The sequence below is a fragment of the Aureimonas mangrovi genome, assembly GCF_014058705.1.
Classification (GTDB): Bacteria; Pseudomonadota; Alphaproteobacteria; order Rhizobiales; family Rhizobiaceae; genus Aureimonas; species Aureimonas mangrovi.
Genome location: NZ_CP059692.1, coordinates 630,741 through 645,962 on the forward strand (window position 1 = coordinate 630,741; position 15,222 = coordinate 645,962).

The 15,222-nt window shown below is 65.6% G+C and carries 11 protein-coding genes; 5 read left to right on the forward strand and 6 right to left on the reverse strand.

Annotated elements, in window-relative coordinates; genetic code table 11:
* Genes H1343_RS02970 through H1343_RS02980 form a run of 3 tightly spaced genes read right to left on the reverse strand, consistent with a single transcriptional unit; the run spans position 1 to position 3,601 of the window.
* On the reverse strand, positions 1-1,968 hold the full coding sequence (locus H1343_RS02970; protein ID WP_185984482.1) for an iron ABC transporter permease: 1,968 nt from the start codon (positions 1,966-1,968) through the stop codon (positions 1-3).
* Complete coding sequence (locus tag H1343_RS02975; protein ID WP_246333268.1) at positions 1,965-2,777, reverse strand: ABC transporter ATP-binding protein; 813 nt, start codon at positions 2,775-2,777, stop codon at positions 1,965-1,967. The genes H1343_RS02970 and H1343_RS02975 overlap by 4 nt, the downstream gene beginning before the upstream one ends.
* Positions 2,774-3,601 carry an AraC family transcriptional regulator gene (locus H1343_RS02980; RefSeq protein WP_246333270.1) on the reverse strand — a complete coding sequence of 276 codons (828 nt, stop codon included), beginning with the start codon at positions 3,599-3,601 and terminating at the stop codon, positions 2,774-2,776. Before H1343_RS02980 ends, H1343_RS02975 begins: the two co-directional genes overlap by 4 nt.
* A 217-nt stretch (positions 3,602-3,818) precedes the next feature.
* On the opposite strand from H1343_RS02980, the gene H1343_RS02985 reads away from it, so the two are divergent.
* Together H1343_RS02985 and H1343_RS02990 are read left to right on the forward strand one after the other, a co-directional pair.
* Positions 3,819-6,041, forward strand: coding sequence for a TonB-dependent siderophore receptor (locus tag H1343_RS02985; RefSeq protein ID WP_185984483.1), 2,223 nt, complete (start codon positions 3,819-3,821; stop codon positions 6,039-6,041).
* A gap of 65 nt (positions 6,042-6,106) precedes the next feature.
* Entirely contained in the window at positions 6,107-6,922 is an 816-nt protein-coding gene (locus tag H1343_RS02990) for an ABC transporter substrate-binding protein (RefSeq protein WP_210270068.1), read from the forward strand.
* A 568-nt stretch (positions 6,923-7,490) separates the two neighbouring features.
* Here the strand turns inward: H1343_RS02990 and H1343_RS02995 are convergent.
* The gene (locus H1343_RS02995; protein ID WP_185984485.1) at positions 7,491-7,979 is read right to left on the reverse strand and encodes a MarR family winged helix-turn-helix transcriptional regulator; all 489 of its coding nucleotides are present in this window, start codon (positions 7,977-7,979) and stop codon (positions 7,491-7,493) included.
* A gap of 177 nt (positions 7,980-8,156) precedes the next feature.
* Between H1343_RS02995 and H1343_RS03000 the strand changes: the two genes are divergently transcribed.
* Together H1343_RS03000 and H1343_RS03005 are read left to right on the forward strand one after the other, a co-directional pair.
* Positions 8,157-9,308: an efflux RND transporter periplasmic adaptor subunit gene (locus H1343_RS03000; RefSeq protein ID WP_185984486.1), complete on the forward strand. Its 1,152-nt coding sequence runs from the start codon at positions 8,157-8,159 to the stop codon at positions 9,306-9,308.
* Entirely contained in the window at positions 9,308-12,463 is a 3,156-nt protein-coding gene (locus tag H1343_RS03005) for an efflux RND transporter permease subunit (RefSeq protein WP_185984487.1), read from the forward strand. Before H1343_RS03000 ends, H1343_RS03005 begins: the two co-directional genes overlap by 1 nt.
* Before the next feature lie 244 nt (positions 12,464-12,707).
* Here H1343_RS03005 and H1343_RS03010 read toward each other — a convergent pair whose 3' ends face one another.
* Both H1343_RS03010 and H1343_RS03015 read right to left on the reverse strand, forming a co-directional pair.
* A complete protein-coding gene (locus H1343_RS03010; RefSeq protein ID WP_185984488.1) occupies positions 12,708-13,448 on the reverse strand; it encodes an SDR family oxidoreductase in 741 nt (246 codons plus the stop codon).
* 123 nt (positions 13,449-13,571) lie between these two features.
* The gene (locus H1343_RS03015) at positions 13,572-14,270 is read right to left on the reverse strand and encodes a type 1 glutamine amidotransferase domain-containing protein (protein WP_185984489.1); all 699 of its coding nucleotides are present in this window, start codon (positions 14,268-14,270) and stop codon (positions 13,572-13,574) included.
* Between the two features lie 92 nt (positions 14,271-14,362).
* On the opposite strand from H1343_RS03015, the gene H1343_RS17175 reads away from it, so the two are divergent.
* Complete coding sequence (locus H1343_RS17175; protein WP_185984490.1) at positions 14,363-14,878, forward strand: hypothetical protein; 516 nt, start codon at positions 14,363-14,365, stop codon at positions 14,876-14,878.
* Positions 14,879-15,222 lie beyond the last annotated feature (344 nt).

Genomic DNA, 15,222 nt, shown 5'->3' on the forward strand with positions numbered 1-15,222 from the left:
TTAAAATCCACGACGGAGTAGTAAGGCGAGTACCGGCGCACCGATGAGCGCAGAGACGATTCCAGCCGGCAATTCGTAGGGAGCGAAAAGACTTCGCCCGGCGAGATCCGCGAGAATCCCGAGCACTGCGCCAGTTATGGCGGCCGCAGGCAAAAGCAGACCGTGCCGAGGGGCCCCCATCAGCCTTGCGGCGTGGGGCGCAAGAAGGCCGACGAAGCCGATCGCCCCGGCGGCGGCGACAGCGATCGCAGTCGCCAGGGCCGCAGCGGCCACTGCCGCAAGGCGCGCGCGCGAAACCGGCAGGCCTAGAGAGTGCGCGCTGTCTTCCCCGAAGAGGAGGAGGTCGAGCCTCGCGTGGAGTGCCGCCCCGGCGAACGCTGCGGCGAGGAGCCAGATCAGAAGCGCGACTGCCGCTGGCATGGTGCGGCCATGAGTGGAGCCTGCAAGCCAAGAGAGCGCCTGCGCCATCTGAAGGTCCGCCTTCAGCACCAGCACAGTGCCCAGCGCGCCGAAGCCGGCAGCCATCGCCAGACCACCGAGGACAAGCCGCTGTGCGTCGCGCTCCACCTTCAGGGTGAGCAGAAGCGCGACGACGAGAAGCGAGCCAAGCAGCGTCACGAGAAGAAAGAGGAGCGAGCCCGGCACGACGCCCGCCAGCAGCGCGAAAAGGCTAAAAAGCGCCGCTCCCTGCGTAAGGCCCAGCGTTTCGGGGCCGGCCAGCGGGTTGCGTGTCGCGGCTTGGAGAAGGGTTCCAGCAAGCGCTAGAAGCGCTCCGGCGCCTGCCGCCGCGAGGACGCGCGGAAGGCGCAGCCCGGCAAGAAGCCCGAATTCCGCCCATGAGCCTGCCACGCCGTCGCCAAAGGCGAGGCCCGCAAGCGCTACGAGAAGAAGAATGCCCACAAGTGCCGGAAGAAGGCGCCGGGCGGACCAGCGCCATGACGAAATCCCCGTGCGCTCCGGTGCAGCCTGATTGTTCGCGCGCATTCGCAACACCACGACGATCATGGCGGGCGCGCCAAGGCAGGCGACAACGGCTCCGGTTGCGACGCGGGGGCCGAGATTGAGCGCCAGTATATCCGCCAGCACCAGGAAAAGTGCTCCGCCCAGCGCCGAAAGAGGGATCACGTGGATATGGCGTGCGCCGGCGAGGGCTCGCGCGACATGCGGTGCGGCAAGACCCGCGAATCCGATCGGCCCGGCGAGCGAGACCGCCGCTCCCGACAGGAGGATAGCCGCAGCGAGGCTGGCAAAGGCGGCCGCGCGGGTGAGGCCAAGCGAACGCGCCGTTTCCTCGCCCAGCATCATCAGGTCGAGCTGGGGGATGAGAGCCAAGGCGATGAGTAGGCCCGCGGCGATGGCTGGCGCGGTGAGCAAAAGCTTCGTCCAGCCCGTCTGGTCGAGTAGCCCGGCGGTCCACAGGACGAGGCCCGACGCTCGATCGTCCGCGAACAGGATGATGGCCGAGGAGAGCGCGCCGAGCGCCAGGGAGACCGCGACGCCTGCGAGGGCGATGCGCATGGGGGAGGCGCGCGGCCCGCCCGCCGCCAGAAGGCACAGGAGGCAGCCGCACACACCCCCCGGCACCGTCAGGGCGAGGCTCGGCACCGCCAACGGGAAGAGAAGCGTCCCGGCGACCAGCGCGAGCTGCGCGCCGCTCGTGACCGCGACGATGTCGGGTGCGGCGAGCGGGTTGCGCAGGACGGTCTGCATCAGCGCCCCCGCTACGCCGAGCGCAGCGCCCACGAGGATCGCAGCGCAAAGGCGCGGCAGGCGCAACGTTTCCAGCACCGCCTGTTCGATGCCCGGCGGGCGCGCGAAGGCGGCGACGAGGTCGGAAGCGTCGAGGAGATCGGTGCCGGCGAGGAGGGCGATCGGAGCAAACCCCGCAAGCGCCAGAAGGCCGAGGAGAAATAGCGTCACCGGTCCGGGCGCGGTCGCGCGCCGCCCCTGCCTCGGCCCCGACGTCACGCGAGAGGCTCCGTCGCCTCGCCGCCCCGCCAGTCCACCACGCAGAAGGGCCTCCCGTGGACCGGGTGCGGCACGATGTCGAGTTTGCAGCCGAAGGCCTGGCCGAGCCTCTGCGCACTCAGCGTATCGCGGGGATCGCCGCTGGCGAGGATACGTCCGCGCTCCATAAGCACCACCGCGTCGGCGAAGTCCATCACCTGATTCAGGTCGTGCAGCACCGTGACGATGGTCAGCCCGTCTCTGCGGTTGAGGCGGCGAAGCAGCGCCAGAAGCTCGGCTTGATGGCGCAGATCCAGAAAACTCGTCGGCTCGTCGAGAAAGAGGATGCGTGGCTCCTGCGCCAGCGCCATGGCGATGAAGGCGCGCTGGCGCTCACCGCCCGAGAGCGCCTCCACGGGCCGCGCGGCCAGCGCCTCGAGGTCCATGGCCTGCATCGCCCGGGTTACGGCCGCGCGGTCGCCATCGCTGCGACGCGAAAGCCAGCGCCGGTGCGGGAAGCGCCCTTGCTCCACGAGCTCGTGCACCAGGAGGCCGGCCGGGGTCAGCGGGTTCTGCCCCACCACAGCGATCTGGCGGGCGAGATCGCGCGCGGAAATCTCGCCCAGCGCAAGTGTCCCGAGGCGCACTTCGCCTTCGAAGCCGCTTTCGAGCCCGCAAAGGCAGCGCAGCAGGGTCGATTTGCCCGAGCCGTTGGCGCCGCAGAAGGCGGTGATGCGGCCGGGCGCAATCTCGATCGAAACGCCGCTCAGCGCCTCCACCGGGCCGAAGCGCATGCGCAGGTCGCGCGCCAGAAGCGCCGGAGAACTCACGAGAACGCCTCGCGAAGCACAGCGCGCAGGGCGGAAACGCTCCGATAACCCACGCGGGCAGCGATCTCCTCCAACCGTCCGCCCTCGGCCTTCAGACGCAGGACATGGGCGACGCGCAGGCGTCGCCGCCATTCGGCGAAGCTCATGCCCGTCTCCGTGCGGAAATGGCGGGTCATGGTGCGGCGGCTCATGCCGATCCGGTTCGCCCAGCCGTCGATGTCGAGGTCGATGGCAGGATCGGCGGAGATTTCGCGGCACAGGAGCTGAAGTCGGCGGTCGGCCGGCTCAGGAAGCGCAAAGGCGCCTTCGCGAGCACGTGCGATCTCGCTGAGGATCAGAGCGGCGAGATGAGCGCCGCGTCCGCCCTCGTCGTATTCCACCGGCTCGTCCAGAAGCGCCGCTATCGCGGCCGAGAGCAGCGGGGAACAGTTGACCACGCGCGCCGGTTCCCAAGCGAGTTCGGGCCTGGTCTCGGGTTCGATGTAGACGGAACTGAAGCGTACCGGACCGTGAGCCTTGACCGCGTGCGGCCGGTCGGGTGCGATGAGAAGCCCGTATCCCGCCGGGATGATGAAGGACGCGCTCAGGATGCGCGCGGTCAGGAAGCCGTCCTCGCATTTCAGAAACTGGCCGCGACGGTGGCTGTGCCAGCCGAAATCCATGGTTTGCTCATAGTCCCGGGTCATGACCGCGACGGGACGAGGAACGGTTTGAAGATCGAGCGCTTGCAGCCGCACGGCGCCAGGCTGCGCGGTCGCGGCGGCCTCCGGTTTCGTCCAGCCGTTGTTTTGCGCTTCGGCGCCTGAGGAGTTGTGTTGCATCATCGCGTTTGCTCCGGCTCCTTGGGCACCCACTCCGACGATGTCAAAGCGCGCAACTGGCCCATTGTGCGGCTTTTCGCGGTCTTGTCGCCGAACGGGCCTGTTATCGGCCCGAACCCGCCCTTCTTTGACCTGACAAAGTTGACCTGAAAAGTCTAGTTATCGCGCGGATTTCGAGCCCGGCTTCAGGTTTGGGCTGATGCGGCAGAGGGGCTGGAACATGGCGGGACGCGCAAACTACGAATGCCGGCATCGTGCGCCGGTGCAAACCACCGCAACCGCGCGGGTCGCATACGCGGCTTCCGCTGCTTGCGGCGCGCTGCTCATCGGCGTTTCGGGTGCCTTTGCCCAGACGAGCCAGTCCGTCGTGGTTCTCGATCCGGTCGTGATCGCGGTGGGAGCCGAGAGTGGTGAAGGGGGTGTCGGCGCAGAAGGACCCCGCTCGAACCCTGATGGCTACCTAGCACGTACCAGCGCCTCGGCCACGAAGACCTCGACGCCGATTTCCGAGACGCCTCAGTCGATCTCGGTGATCACGCGCGACTCGATGGACGACCGGGCGGTGCAGAGCGTCGCCGACAGCATGCTCTACACTACCGGTGTCAATGCCCAGCGCTACGGCAACGATCCGCGCTCCGACTATTTCACCGTTCGCGGCTTTCCCGCCGATCTCTATCTCGACGGGCTTCGCGTGCCCCAGATCGCCAACCAGACGGGCGGCTATGCGGGCTTTCGCATCGAGCCGTTCTTCCTGAACCGGGTGGAAGTGCTGCGCGGGCCGAACTCGGCGCTTTTCGGCCAGACCAATGTCGGCGGCGTGGTCAATATGATCTCGAAGGACCCGCAGGCGACGGCGGGCGGCGAAGTCTACACACGCTTCGGCACCAACAGCCAGAAGGAGGTGGGCTTCGACGTCACCGGCCCGCTGAACGAAGACAAGACGCTGACCTATCGCCTGATGGGCGTATGGCGCGACGCTGACACCGACATCTATCTGGGTAAGAACGACCGCTTCGCGATCAGTCCATCCATATCCTACAAGCCGGACGCGGATACGAGCTTCACGCTCTACGGCGCCTTCATGCGCGACGACCTCGGCCAGGTGGGAGCGATCGTTCCGGCGCTCGGCAGCGTCTATCCCAACAGTCTGGGCCTCACCATTCCCCGGGACTTCTCGGACGGCGATCCGCACAATGCCACCTATGAGAAAGACACGGGCTATGTCGGCTATCGGTTCGAACACCGGTTCGAAAACGAGATAACGGTCCGCCAGAACTTCCGATACTCGCATCTCGACGTCGCCTATGACAACCTGTTCACGCGCGGCATCCTCCCCGACGAGCGCACGATCACGCGCATGAACTACAGGGCCCATCCCACCCTGGACGCGCTGGCGCTCGACACCAACGCCGAGTATCGCTTCCACACCGGCGCCGTAGCCCACACGCTGCTCGCCGGCGTCGACCTGCAGTGGCAAAAACTTGACAACAGCACCGGCTCGACGACGGGCTTCCGGCAGGACCTCTTCGATCCCCGGTACGACAGCCCGATCGCTCCCCAGCCGGCCACGAACCGGCTCCAGCAGGTGCAGCGCCAGACCGGCGTCTATCTTCAGGACCAGATCGAATGGGGCCGCCTGCGCGTGACGGCGGGCATCCGCCAGGATTTCGCGGAGATCGAGTCGGATTCGACCGCGCTGACCAGCGGTGTCACGACCTCCTACACACAGGACCCGAACGAGTTCACCGGCCGCATCGGCGCTGCCTACGTGTTCGACAACGGCATCACGCCCTATGCCCTTTACTCCACCTCCTTCCAGCCTGTGCTGACGCTGGCCGACGTGCCGCTCAAGCCGACCACCGGCGAACTGATCGAGGCCGGCTTGAAGTTCGCGCCACTTGAGCTGCCCTACTCGCTGACCGTTTCGGCTTTCGAGGCCACGCAGCAGAACGTCGTCAATCGCACGGCCGGCGTCTATTACCAGACCGATGAGGTGCGGGTGCGCGGCGTCGAAGTGGAGGCTACCGCGCGGCTCTTCGAACGGCTGGACGTGATCGCCGGACTGACGTTCCAGGAACCGGAGATCACCCGCAGCCGGACGGCGGGACGCGAGGGCAACATGCCCTATACCGTTCCCAAGCAGCAGCAGTCGATCTTCCTCTCCTACGACGTGCCCCTGCCCGAGGCCGTGCCCGGCGAGCTGAAGATCGGCGGCGGCGTTCGCAGGATCGGCGAGACGGCAGGCGACGACGCGAATACGTTCTTTGTTCCCTCCTACACGCTGGCCGACGCCTTCGCGCGCTACGAGATCAACAATCTCAGCCTTCAGGTGAACGCCACCAATCTCGGCGACGAGGACTATGTCGCCGGCTGCAACATCTCCACGCAGTGCTATTACGGTCCCGGCCGCTCGGTGATCGCGACAGCCAGCGTCAAGTGGTGATCAGCCTCACCCGACGAACGATGATCGCCGGGGCGCTGGGCGCCCTGGCTTCCCAGCGGCCCGCTTTGTCCCAAGACAGGCCCGCTCCCCGCGTTGCGGCACTGGAATGGTCTTCGGCCGAGATCGCGTTCCTTCTTGGCGTGCCGCCGCTCGGTCTTGCCGAGCGGCAGGGCTACGAACAATGGGTCGGCATCGGCGCGAGTGAACTCCGCGAGGCCGTCGATCTCGGGCGCCGGCAGCAGCCCAGCCTCGAAGCGCTCCTGCGCCTTCGTCCGGAAACGATCCTGGCCAGCACGCACCGCCACAGCGCGATCGAGGGACAATTATCAGCCATCGCGCCGACACATCTCGTGCCGGACCAGCCCGCCGATTTCGACTTCTTCGGTGCCGTTCTGGACGCCACCGGCTTCGTCGGCAGCGTGCTCGGCCGGGAGCGCGAGGCGGAGCACCTCCTCGGCAATTTCCACCTCCGTCTGGAGCAATTGCGTGAAAGGGCACAGGCAGGCGGCCTTGCGGGACTGCGGGTGGTGCTCGCCCAGCCGCTGTCCGGCGTTGCCCGTCTTCGCATCTTCACAGCCAATTCCGCGGTGATTCAGGCGCTGGCGCGCATCGGCCTTGAGCCGGCCATGGCCGGCACGACCGAGCCGTTCGGGTTCACGACGATGGGACTGGAAGACCTCGCAGGTCTCTCTCCGGAAACGCGCTTTCTTCTTATGGACGAGCGAGAACCCGCCGAACTTGCCGCCAGCGCGGTATGGCCTCTCCTGCCCGTGGTCGCTGCCGGAGGCGTCGTCCCCATCGGAGCGCGACTATGGCCCTTCGGCGCAACCGGTTCCCTGATCGAGATCGCAGAGGCGGTGCTGGTTAGCCTTTCTGAATGACATTCGGACTGGAGCTTCGAGTTCGTGAAGCGAACCTGCCCCGCCCTCTCATCCGCGGCCCGTGGACTTGCCCCGGGAAAGAGGAGCCTTTCAAGGGCAAGCCGCAGCGTCGGTTCGGCAAATTCGAGGCAGACCGTTCGCCAGTTCAGTTGCTTGGCGTACGAAGCGGGGGACCAGTCGAGGCCCTCAGTTCAAGAGTGCAGGGGAAGCGCTGACGTTCGAGACGCGGGTCGGCTTCTCCCCCGATCTGGTCGAGCAGCATGCGAGTCCCGCCCTGGCCGAGTTCGAAGCGCGGCTGGCGGCGACCGTTCCGGACAGGATGATCGCTCCTTCCACCCGGCCCGACAGCATGAGATCGACGAGGTTGCGGCGTCGATCGTCGTCAAGATCCAAATTGCCGAGGATCAACGTGTATCCGCGTTCCGCGAAGACGTCGTCGAGCCCACGCAAGACCTCCGAGACGAGTTCTGTCGGCCGGGGTCGTGAAGCCTTTCGTCCGTGCATTTATCGCTGATAGGACGGCCTTCGCGCGCGTAGGTCACATTCGGCGGCATCAAGGCGGGAGACCCTAATCGTACGATCTGCGGTGCGGCGGAAGCGTTGGTGAGATCTCCGCCTGGGGAAGGTACGTTTCGATCTCCCGCAAGATGGCCAAAAGGCGACGCTTGTCCTCGTCCGGGACGTTCACCAGCATCTCGCCGTAAGCTTCCCGAGCGGCGGCGCGAACCTCGGGCATGAACGCTTCTCCCCTCTCGGTCAACCTGACCAGCTTCTGCCGCCGATCGCTTGGGTTCTCCCGTCGCTGCAACAGCTCCATACGCACAAGGCGATCCACCAGCCGGCTGGTGGCGTTGTGACTGAGGTCCACCATCTCCGCGATCTCGGAGATCGTCCGCGCTCCTTCGTTTCCGACGACGAAGATCGCCACGAGCTGGCTGAACGTCATCTCCAGCCCGTGCAGCTTGCCGGCGAGGCGCGGGAACTGGCGTTCCAAGGCCGGACGATGAATGCGCTCTAGCGCGAGAGCCAATTCAGCCTGCAGGTCGCCGCCTCCCATGATGCCTCCTTGCGCAATGTGCGCACATGCACATAATGCAACCTAGTATGTTTTTGCCATCTATGCCTAAGGGCTGCGCATCTCTCAAGGCCTTGGGACGCCAACAAATGGGGTAATGGAGGCGTGTTTCGCCTCCAGAACTGCCGAACCGCCCCTTCACCACCAGCCGGAACGATCATGATCTCCAAGTTTCTGAACGCGACGACACTGGTCTTCCTGGCGATTGTCGCACTCGTCGTCTTCTGGATCGGGAGCGGCATGTTCGGGCGCGAACCGGAAACGCCGCCGCAGCGTGCCGAACGGGCGCTGCCGAGCGTCGCGGCGAGCGCCAGCCAGGCGAGCGAGGTCACCACCGAGCTGACACTCTACGGCGACGTTGAGCCGACGCAGATCGCGACGGTACGGGCTCGGGTCGAGGGTGTCGTCGAGGAGGTCGTCTCGCAAGGTACCGTCGTGGCCGCCGGAGACGTTCTGGCTCGGCTCTCCACCGACGACCGCCAGGCGCGTGCGGCGCGTGCCCAGGCGCAGCTCACTACCGCAGAGCAGGCAGCCGCGAACGCTCGACAGCTGTTCGAGCGCGGCGTCGGCCCGGAGACCAACGTGCAGACGACCATGGCCGAACTGGAGGCGGCGCGGGCGGAGTTGCGGGCGATCGAGCTCGAGATCGCCAACACGCAAGTGGTCGCGCCCATCGCAGGTGTGGTGAACAGGGTGATCGCCGACCTCGGTGCCTACGTCTCGCCCGGTGGCGAGGTTCTGGAGATCGTCGACAACGATCCGCTCCTGGCGGTCATCACCGTCCAGCAGGGCGACATCGCCCGCGTGCGCAGCGGCATGCCAGCGCGTGTCTCGTTTATCGGCGGTGACACGCGGGACGGGCGCGTGTCCTTCGTCTCGCCGATCGCCGAGGCGGCGACCCGAACGTTCCGGGTCGAGGTCGAGGTCGCCAACCCCGACGAGAGCCTTCCGTCGGGGATCAGCGCCGAGGTGGTAATCCCGATCGAGACGGTCTCGGCCCATTACATCTCGCCGGCGCTCGCGCGGCTCGACACCGAAGGACTAATGGGGGTCTACGTCGTCGACGACGCCGATCGCATCCAGTTCGCTCCGATGGAGATCGTCAACGCGGACGCGGGCGGCATCTGGATCACCGGCATCGAGGATGGCGCGCGTCTGGTGACGATCAGCCAGGGCGGGTTGCAGCCCGGCGAGGTCGTCGCGGTCCGCGAAACGCCCGCGGAGTACCTTCGGGGTGAAGCAGGCCTCGACGCGTCCGCGCCGGTGGACGCTGCCTCATCGGGCGGCAACGGCGACGAAGAGGCGCGCTAATGCTCGCGATCATCGCTGCCGCCTTCACCCGCGCGCGCACCGTCTGCCTGACGCTCGCGCTGATCATGATCGCCGGAACGCTCGCCTACGTCACGATCCCGAAAGAGGCGAACCCGGAAGTCGAGATCCCCTTCTTCATCGTCACCGTCACCTATTCGGGCGTTTCGGCGGAGGACTCGGCGCGCCTGATGGTCCAGCCGCTGGAGCGCCGTCTCCAGTCGATCCAGGGCCTTCGCGAGATGACCGCGCAGGCGAGCGACGGCTTTGCCTCGATCATCCTGGAGTTCGAACCCGGCATCGACAACCGGGGCGCGCTCCTCGACATCAACGACGAGGTCGATCAGGCGATCCCCGACCTGCCGGACGGTGCCGATCAGCCCGTGGTAACCGAAGTCGACCTGTCGGCCTTCCCGATCATCACTGTGGCTCTTTCGGGAGCGGTGCCCGAGCGCGACCTCATCTCGATCGGTCGCCAGCTGCGCGACGACATCGAGGCCGTCTCGGGCGTCCTCGAGGTCGATATCTCGGGCGAGCGCGCCGATCTGATGGAGATCATCATCGATCCGCTCGCGCTGCAGTCCTACGGGCTCTCCTACGCGCAGATCCAGCGAGCGGTGCAGAACAACAACCAGCTGATCGCTGCGGGCGCCTTCGACACAGGCCGCGGACGGATCGGCGTATCCGTGCCAGGGACCATCGAGGGGATCGCGGACGTTCTCGCCATCCCGGTCCAGACGGTGGAGGGCACGGTGATCCGTGTCCAGGACGTGGCGGAGGTTCGACAAACCTTCGAGGATCCGCTGTCCTTCGCGCGCATCGACGGCGAGGCGACCATCGGCCTCGACGTGCGCCGGGCGACCGGTGCCAACGTGATCCAGACGATCGCAGCGGTGCAGCAGGTGGTGGAGACCGCGAGAAGCGGCTGGCCGGAGGCGATCACCGTGGCCTATCTCCAGAACCAGGCGGACGACATCACGACGCTGCTCGGCGATCTGGAGAACAACGTCATCGCTGCCGTGCTCCTCGTTATGCTGACGACGCTGATCGGCCTCGGCATCCGCCCATCCCTGCTCGTCGCGCTCTCGATCCCCGGATCGTTCCTCGGCGGCATCCTCGTCATTTGGGCGATCGGCTTCACGCTCAACATCGTCGTCCTGTTCGGCCTGATCCTCGTGGTCGGGCTTCTGATCGACGGCACCATGGTGGTGGTGGAGCTCGCCGAGCGCTACCGCTCCGACGGCCTCGACCGGCGCGAGGCGTTCCTGCGCGCTGCCCAGCGCATGTGCTGGCCGGTCATTTCGGCGACGGCGACCACCATCCTCGTCTTCGTGCCCCTCCTGTTCTGGCCCGGCATCGCCGGCCAGTTCATGCTCTTCCTGCCGGCCACCGTGATCGTCACGCTGATCGTCTCGCTTGCTATGGCGCTGATCTTCGTGCCGGTGATCGGCTCTGTAACCGCCGGAGGCACGCCGACCCCCCCGGTCGAGGGGGGACAGCGCCCACGTGCCTACGACAAGGTCCTCGACACGACGATCGCCCGTCCCGGCCTTGCGCTCGGGATCAGCGTCCTCGCCCTTCTCCTCGCCTTCTTCTTTGCGCTGAGCAACAATCCCGGCGTGGAGTTCTTCCCCTCCACCGAGCCCGAGCGTGCCCAGATCCAGATCGGCGCCGAAGGAAACCTCTCGGTCGCGGAGGCGGACCGGCTGGTCTCGCTGGTCGAGAACGCGGTGATCGGCACTGCGGGCGTCGAGCGCGTCTATGCGCGGACGATCGGCTCGGTGGATGACCGGCTGCGCCAGAGCCTTCCACCGGATACGGTCGGAACGCTGCAGGTGGATTTTCTCGACTGGCGCCAGCGGGAACCGGCGTCCGAGATCGTCGCCGAGTTGCGCGAACGGGCGAATGCCGTTCCCGGCGTGAGCGTCCAGATCGAAGAGCAGTCCGGCGGCCCTGGCAGCGGGCGTCCGGTCGATATCCAAATATCGGCCGAGGATCGCGCGGCGTTGCCCGGGGCTGTCGCGCAACTGCGCCAGCTGATGACCGAGCAAGGGAGTTTCGTCGACGTCGCCAGCGACGTACCGCAGCCCCAGCCGGAGGCGCGGATCATCGTCGATCGCGAACAGGCTGCCCGTTACGGTGTCGACATGGCCTCGGTCGGCGCGGCGGTGCAGCTCCTGACCAACGGCGTCGTGCTCGGTAATTTCCTTCCGAGCTTCGCCGACGAGGAGGTCGACATCGTGCTGCGCTACCCGGTGGACGAGCGCAACTTCGCTCAGCTGGCGAACCTGCGTATTCAGGCCGACGGCGGACTGATCCCGATGACGAACTTCGTTCGTCTGGAGGCCGGCCCGGCCACCGCCGTGATCAACCGGGTGGATTCGCAGAACGTCCAGTCGGTAACCGCCAACGTCGCGCCCGGCACGACGGTCGCCGCCGAACTGGCAACGCTCGGCGCGACGATCGATGAGACGGATTTCGGTGACGGAGTCGCCGTGACGTTCGGCGGCGAGCTCGCCGATCAGGAGGAGGCCGGAACCTTCCTCGTGATCGCGTTCCTGCTCGCCGTGTTCCTGATGTTCCTGGTTTTCGTCACGCAGTTCGACTCCTTCTATCAGAGCCTCGTCGTCGTCTCAGCGATCCTGTTCTCGATCGGCGGGGTGCTCGTCTCCTTGACGCTGCGCGGGGATCCCTTCGCGATCGTGATGACCGGCATCGCTATGATCGCGGCCGCCGGCATCGTGATCAACAACAACATCGTCCTGATCGACGCCTTCAACGAGCATCGGGCCAGCGGCTTGTCGCCGAACGAGGCTGCGCGTCTTGCAGGCACGGAACGGTTCCGGCCGGTTCTCCTGACGGCCGCAACGACCGTGACCGGCCTCCTGCCGATGGTGCTCGGGCTGACCGTCGACTTCATCAACCGGGACGCCTTCTTCGGGGCGCCATCCGGGCAGTATTGGATACAGCTCTCCACAGGCATCGTCGGCGGCCTCGTATTCTCGACCGTCATCACGATGTTGCTGACCCCGACGCTGCTCGCCTGGGACGGGCGCCGCCGCGAGAGCAAGGGAAAGCGCGAAGCAGGAGAGCGGCCTTCGTTGAAGCTTGAGTATGGCTTGATGCAAGGATGCCTTTCACGAGCGAGGAATCGATGAGAAACCTCGGTCGCGTTCCCGAAACGCCCTGTTCGAACCCGTTCGGGCTGGCGTCGTCCACCTCGCCAGAGCGATGCAGGTAAGGGCAAGTCCTTGTGTGGGGTTCTGGCCATCAGAGGGACTTGCCAAGACGCCGCGAGCATCCCGGTGGAAGAGGCCAGGATAATGATCGGGTGCGGAGGTCGTGCGACCTCCGCACTTCGTTCAGGTGTCAGGCGTGGTCGTACCTGCGCACCGGACCGGCTCAGAATTGCTGGCTGGTCGGCCGCAGCACGACGGCGTTCACGTCAACATTCGCCGGTTGCTCGATCGCGAAAGCGATCGCGCGTGCGATCGACGACGCAGGAATTGCCTGCTTGTAGAAGTCGAGCACCGTCTCCGTGGCGGTGCCGGATGTGCCGAGCTTCAGATCGCTTTCGACGGCGCCGGGTTCGATTGAGGTCACGCGTACCTTGTCGCCGACTTCCTGACGCAGGCCTTCCGAGATCGCACTCACCGCGAACTTGGTGCCAGAGTAGACGGTGCCACCCGGGGCAAAGACCTTGATGCCGGCCACTGAGCTGAGGTTGATGATGTGCCCGCTCTCCTGCGCCAGGAAGCGCGGGAGCGCGGCGGCGATGCCGTAGAGAACACCTTTCAGGTTCACGTCGATCATCTGATCCCATTCCTCGGTGTTCACCTCGGACATGGGGCGGATCGGCATCAGACCGGCATTGTTGATCAGGACGTCGAGGCGGCCGAAATCGGCCACGACGCTGGCTACGACCGCTTCAACCTGGCGCTTGTCGGTGACGTCCAGCGCATAGGCCTTGGCCGTGCCACCAGCTGCGGCGATTTCCGCCACGACATCGTCCAGCCGGTCCTTGCGGCGGGCCGCGACCGCGACCTTGGCGCCACGCGCGGCGAGCAGCCGTGCGGTCTCTGCGCCGAGACCCGTGCTGCCGCCCGTTATCAGGATGACCTTGTTTTCGATGCCTTCGTTCATGTTCATCTCCATTCGTTGAAATGACTGAGCCGCGGGTTCCACAACCTCGGTCTGACAGGTCCGATCTTCGTGGGCGCCACCGCCGACCACGGGCGGCGGCAGCTCACGTTGAGGGATTGCTGTTCAGGCGAACTGCGGCCGCGTTTGCTTCAGAGCGGCCACGAGCGCTTCGGCGGCCTCAGCCGAGGACGCCGGGTTCTGGCCAGTGATGAGCTGGCCATCGACTACGGTGTGAACTCCCCAGTCCTTGACCTTCGAGAAGACCGCCCCGAGGCTGATCAGTTCGTCCTCGACCAGGAACGGCACGACCTTGGCCAGGCCAACGGCCTCTTCTTCCGTGTTGGTGAAGCCGGTGACGTAGCGACCCTGGACGAACGGTGTGCCGTCGGGATTGGTCACCCGATGCAGAACGCCCGGAGCGTGGCAGACGAGCGCGATCTTCTTGCCGGCTGCTATGAAGGACTCGATGAGTCGGATCGAATTCTGGTCTTCCGCCAGGTCCCACATCGGCCCGTGGCCGCCAGGATAAAAGACCGTGTCAAAATCCTTCTGATCGACGCTGTCGAGGCGCACGGTCGCGGCAAGCTGAGCATTGGCCTCGGCGTCGGCCTCGAAGCGACGGGTGGTGTCTGTCTGGAAATTAGGCTCGTTGCTCTTGGGGTCGAGCGGCGGCTTGCCGCCCTTTGGCGAAGCAAGCGTGATCTCGGCCCCGGCATCCTTGAACACATAATAGGGGGCCGCAAGCTCCTCCAGCCAGAAGCCGGTTTTCTTGCCGGTATCGCCGAGCTCGTCGTGGGAGGTCAGCACCATGAGAACTTTCATCGTCGTATCCTTTGTCATGTCGCGGTTCTTAACGGCCGCGGCTGAGTTGGGCCGATTGGGATCCGCCGCGTCAGCCTTTCGATGAGAGGAAGATGGGACCGACTGAGATATTTAAGAAATTTACTTTTTCGATTTTAGATATTCATGAGGGGCTAGCTCTCGAGGCGGATAGCCTGATGAAGGAATCCTCCAACCGCCATTCGTCATGCGCGTCCTGGCCATGGCGGGTTGCGTCGACACCTCAACCGCATCTCGATGTCGGGCAAGGGCAGCTCGAGCCTGTCCTCGGGGTTGCCAAAGGCAAGCCGGCGGCAACGACTACGGTCGAGACCTTCTCCACGACGCTGAAGGCCGGGTTCGTCTGGCGCACCGTCATCCAGTGCCGCGCCGACGCGACCACCTCGATCGGCCACTACATCGACGGATTCTCTAACCCGTCCGGCGACAGTCGGCGCACGATTTCAGAAGCCCCTTCAGTTCGAAAGCACGCCGGTAACCCGAAGACGCTCTCTACAAATACAAATGCGGGGCAGTCCGATCGCAAGGACGTCAGAATGATGGAATGTCCGGCGAGACCGTGCGCCGTCTCAAAGCGGTCTCGAAGATGACCTTCACAGTAGGAGCGAGCGAGAGCTACGTGTCTGCCGCATCATAGGTCCGTCGCGCAGACTTCACAGCGTCTCGCCGATACAAAGCCCATTGAGCTAGCGTTATGGACGCAGGCAGCAGCCTCGGATTTCGTACGGGATCCAAATCGTATCGGTGGATCGTGGTCCCAACCGCACGCCGATGAGTGAAGGGGGCGGGATGCCAGGATGGTTAAGGCTGCTCGTCCCTTTTGCTTGCAAGCACCCTTGAGTGGGCGCGCGATTGCTGAAAAGTGCCGCCGACGCAGCTACGGCCGTCGCACCGTTGAGGTACAGCGGGGCCGAAGGTGACGTCCGTACGGTTG

What these genes read in the sequence shown, in the direction of transcription:
- H1343_RS02980 (WP_246333270.1), bottom strand. Translation starts at nt 3,601, where the DNA reads ATGATGCAACACAACTCCTCAGGCGCCGAAGCGCAAAACAACGGCTGG.
- H1343_RS02985 (WP_185984483.1), top strand. Translation starts at nt 3,819, where the DNA reads ATGGCGGGACGCGCAAACTACGAATGCCGGCATCGTGCGCCGGTGCAA.
- H1343_RS02995 (WP_185984485.1), bottom strand. Translation starts at nt 7,979, where the DNA reads ATGGGAGGCGGCGACCTGCAGGCTGAATTGGCTCTCGCGCTAGAGCGC.
- H1343_RS03000 (WP_185984486.1), top strand. Translation starts at nt 8,157, where the DNA reads ATGATCTCCAAGTTTCTGAACGCGACGACACTGGTCTTCCTGGCGATT.
- H1343_RS03005 (WP_185984487.1), top strand. Translation starts at nt 9,308, where the DNA reads ATGCTCGCGATCATCGCTGCCGCCTTCACCCGCGCGCGCACCGTCTGC.
- H1343_RS03010 (WP_185984488.1), bottom strand. Translation starts at nt 13,448, where the DNA reads ATGAACGAAGGCATCGAAAACAAGGTCATCCTGATAACGGGCGGCAGC.
- H1343_RS03015 (WP_185984489.1), bottom strand. Translation starts at nt 14,270, where the DNA reads ATGAAAGTTCTCATGGTGCTGACCTCCCACGACGAGCTCGGCGATACC.
- H1343_RS17175 (WP_185984490.1), top strand. Translation starts at nt 14,363, where the DNA reads ATGGGACCGACTGAGATATTTAAGAAATTTACTTTTTCGATTTTAGAT.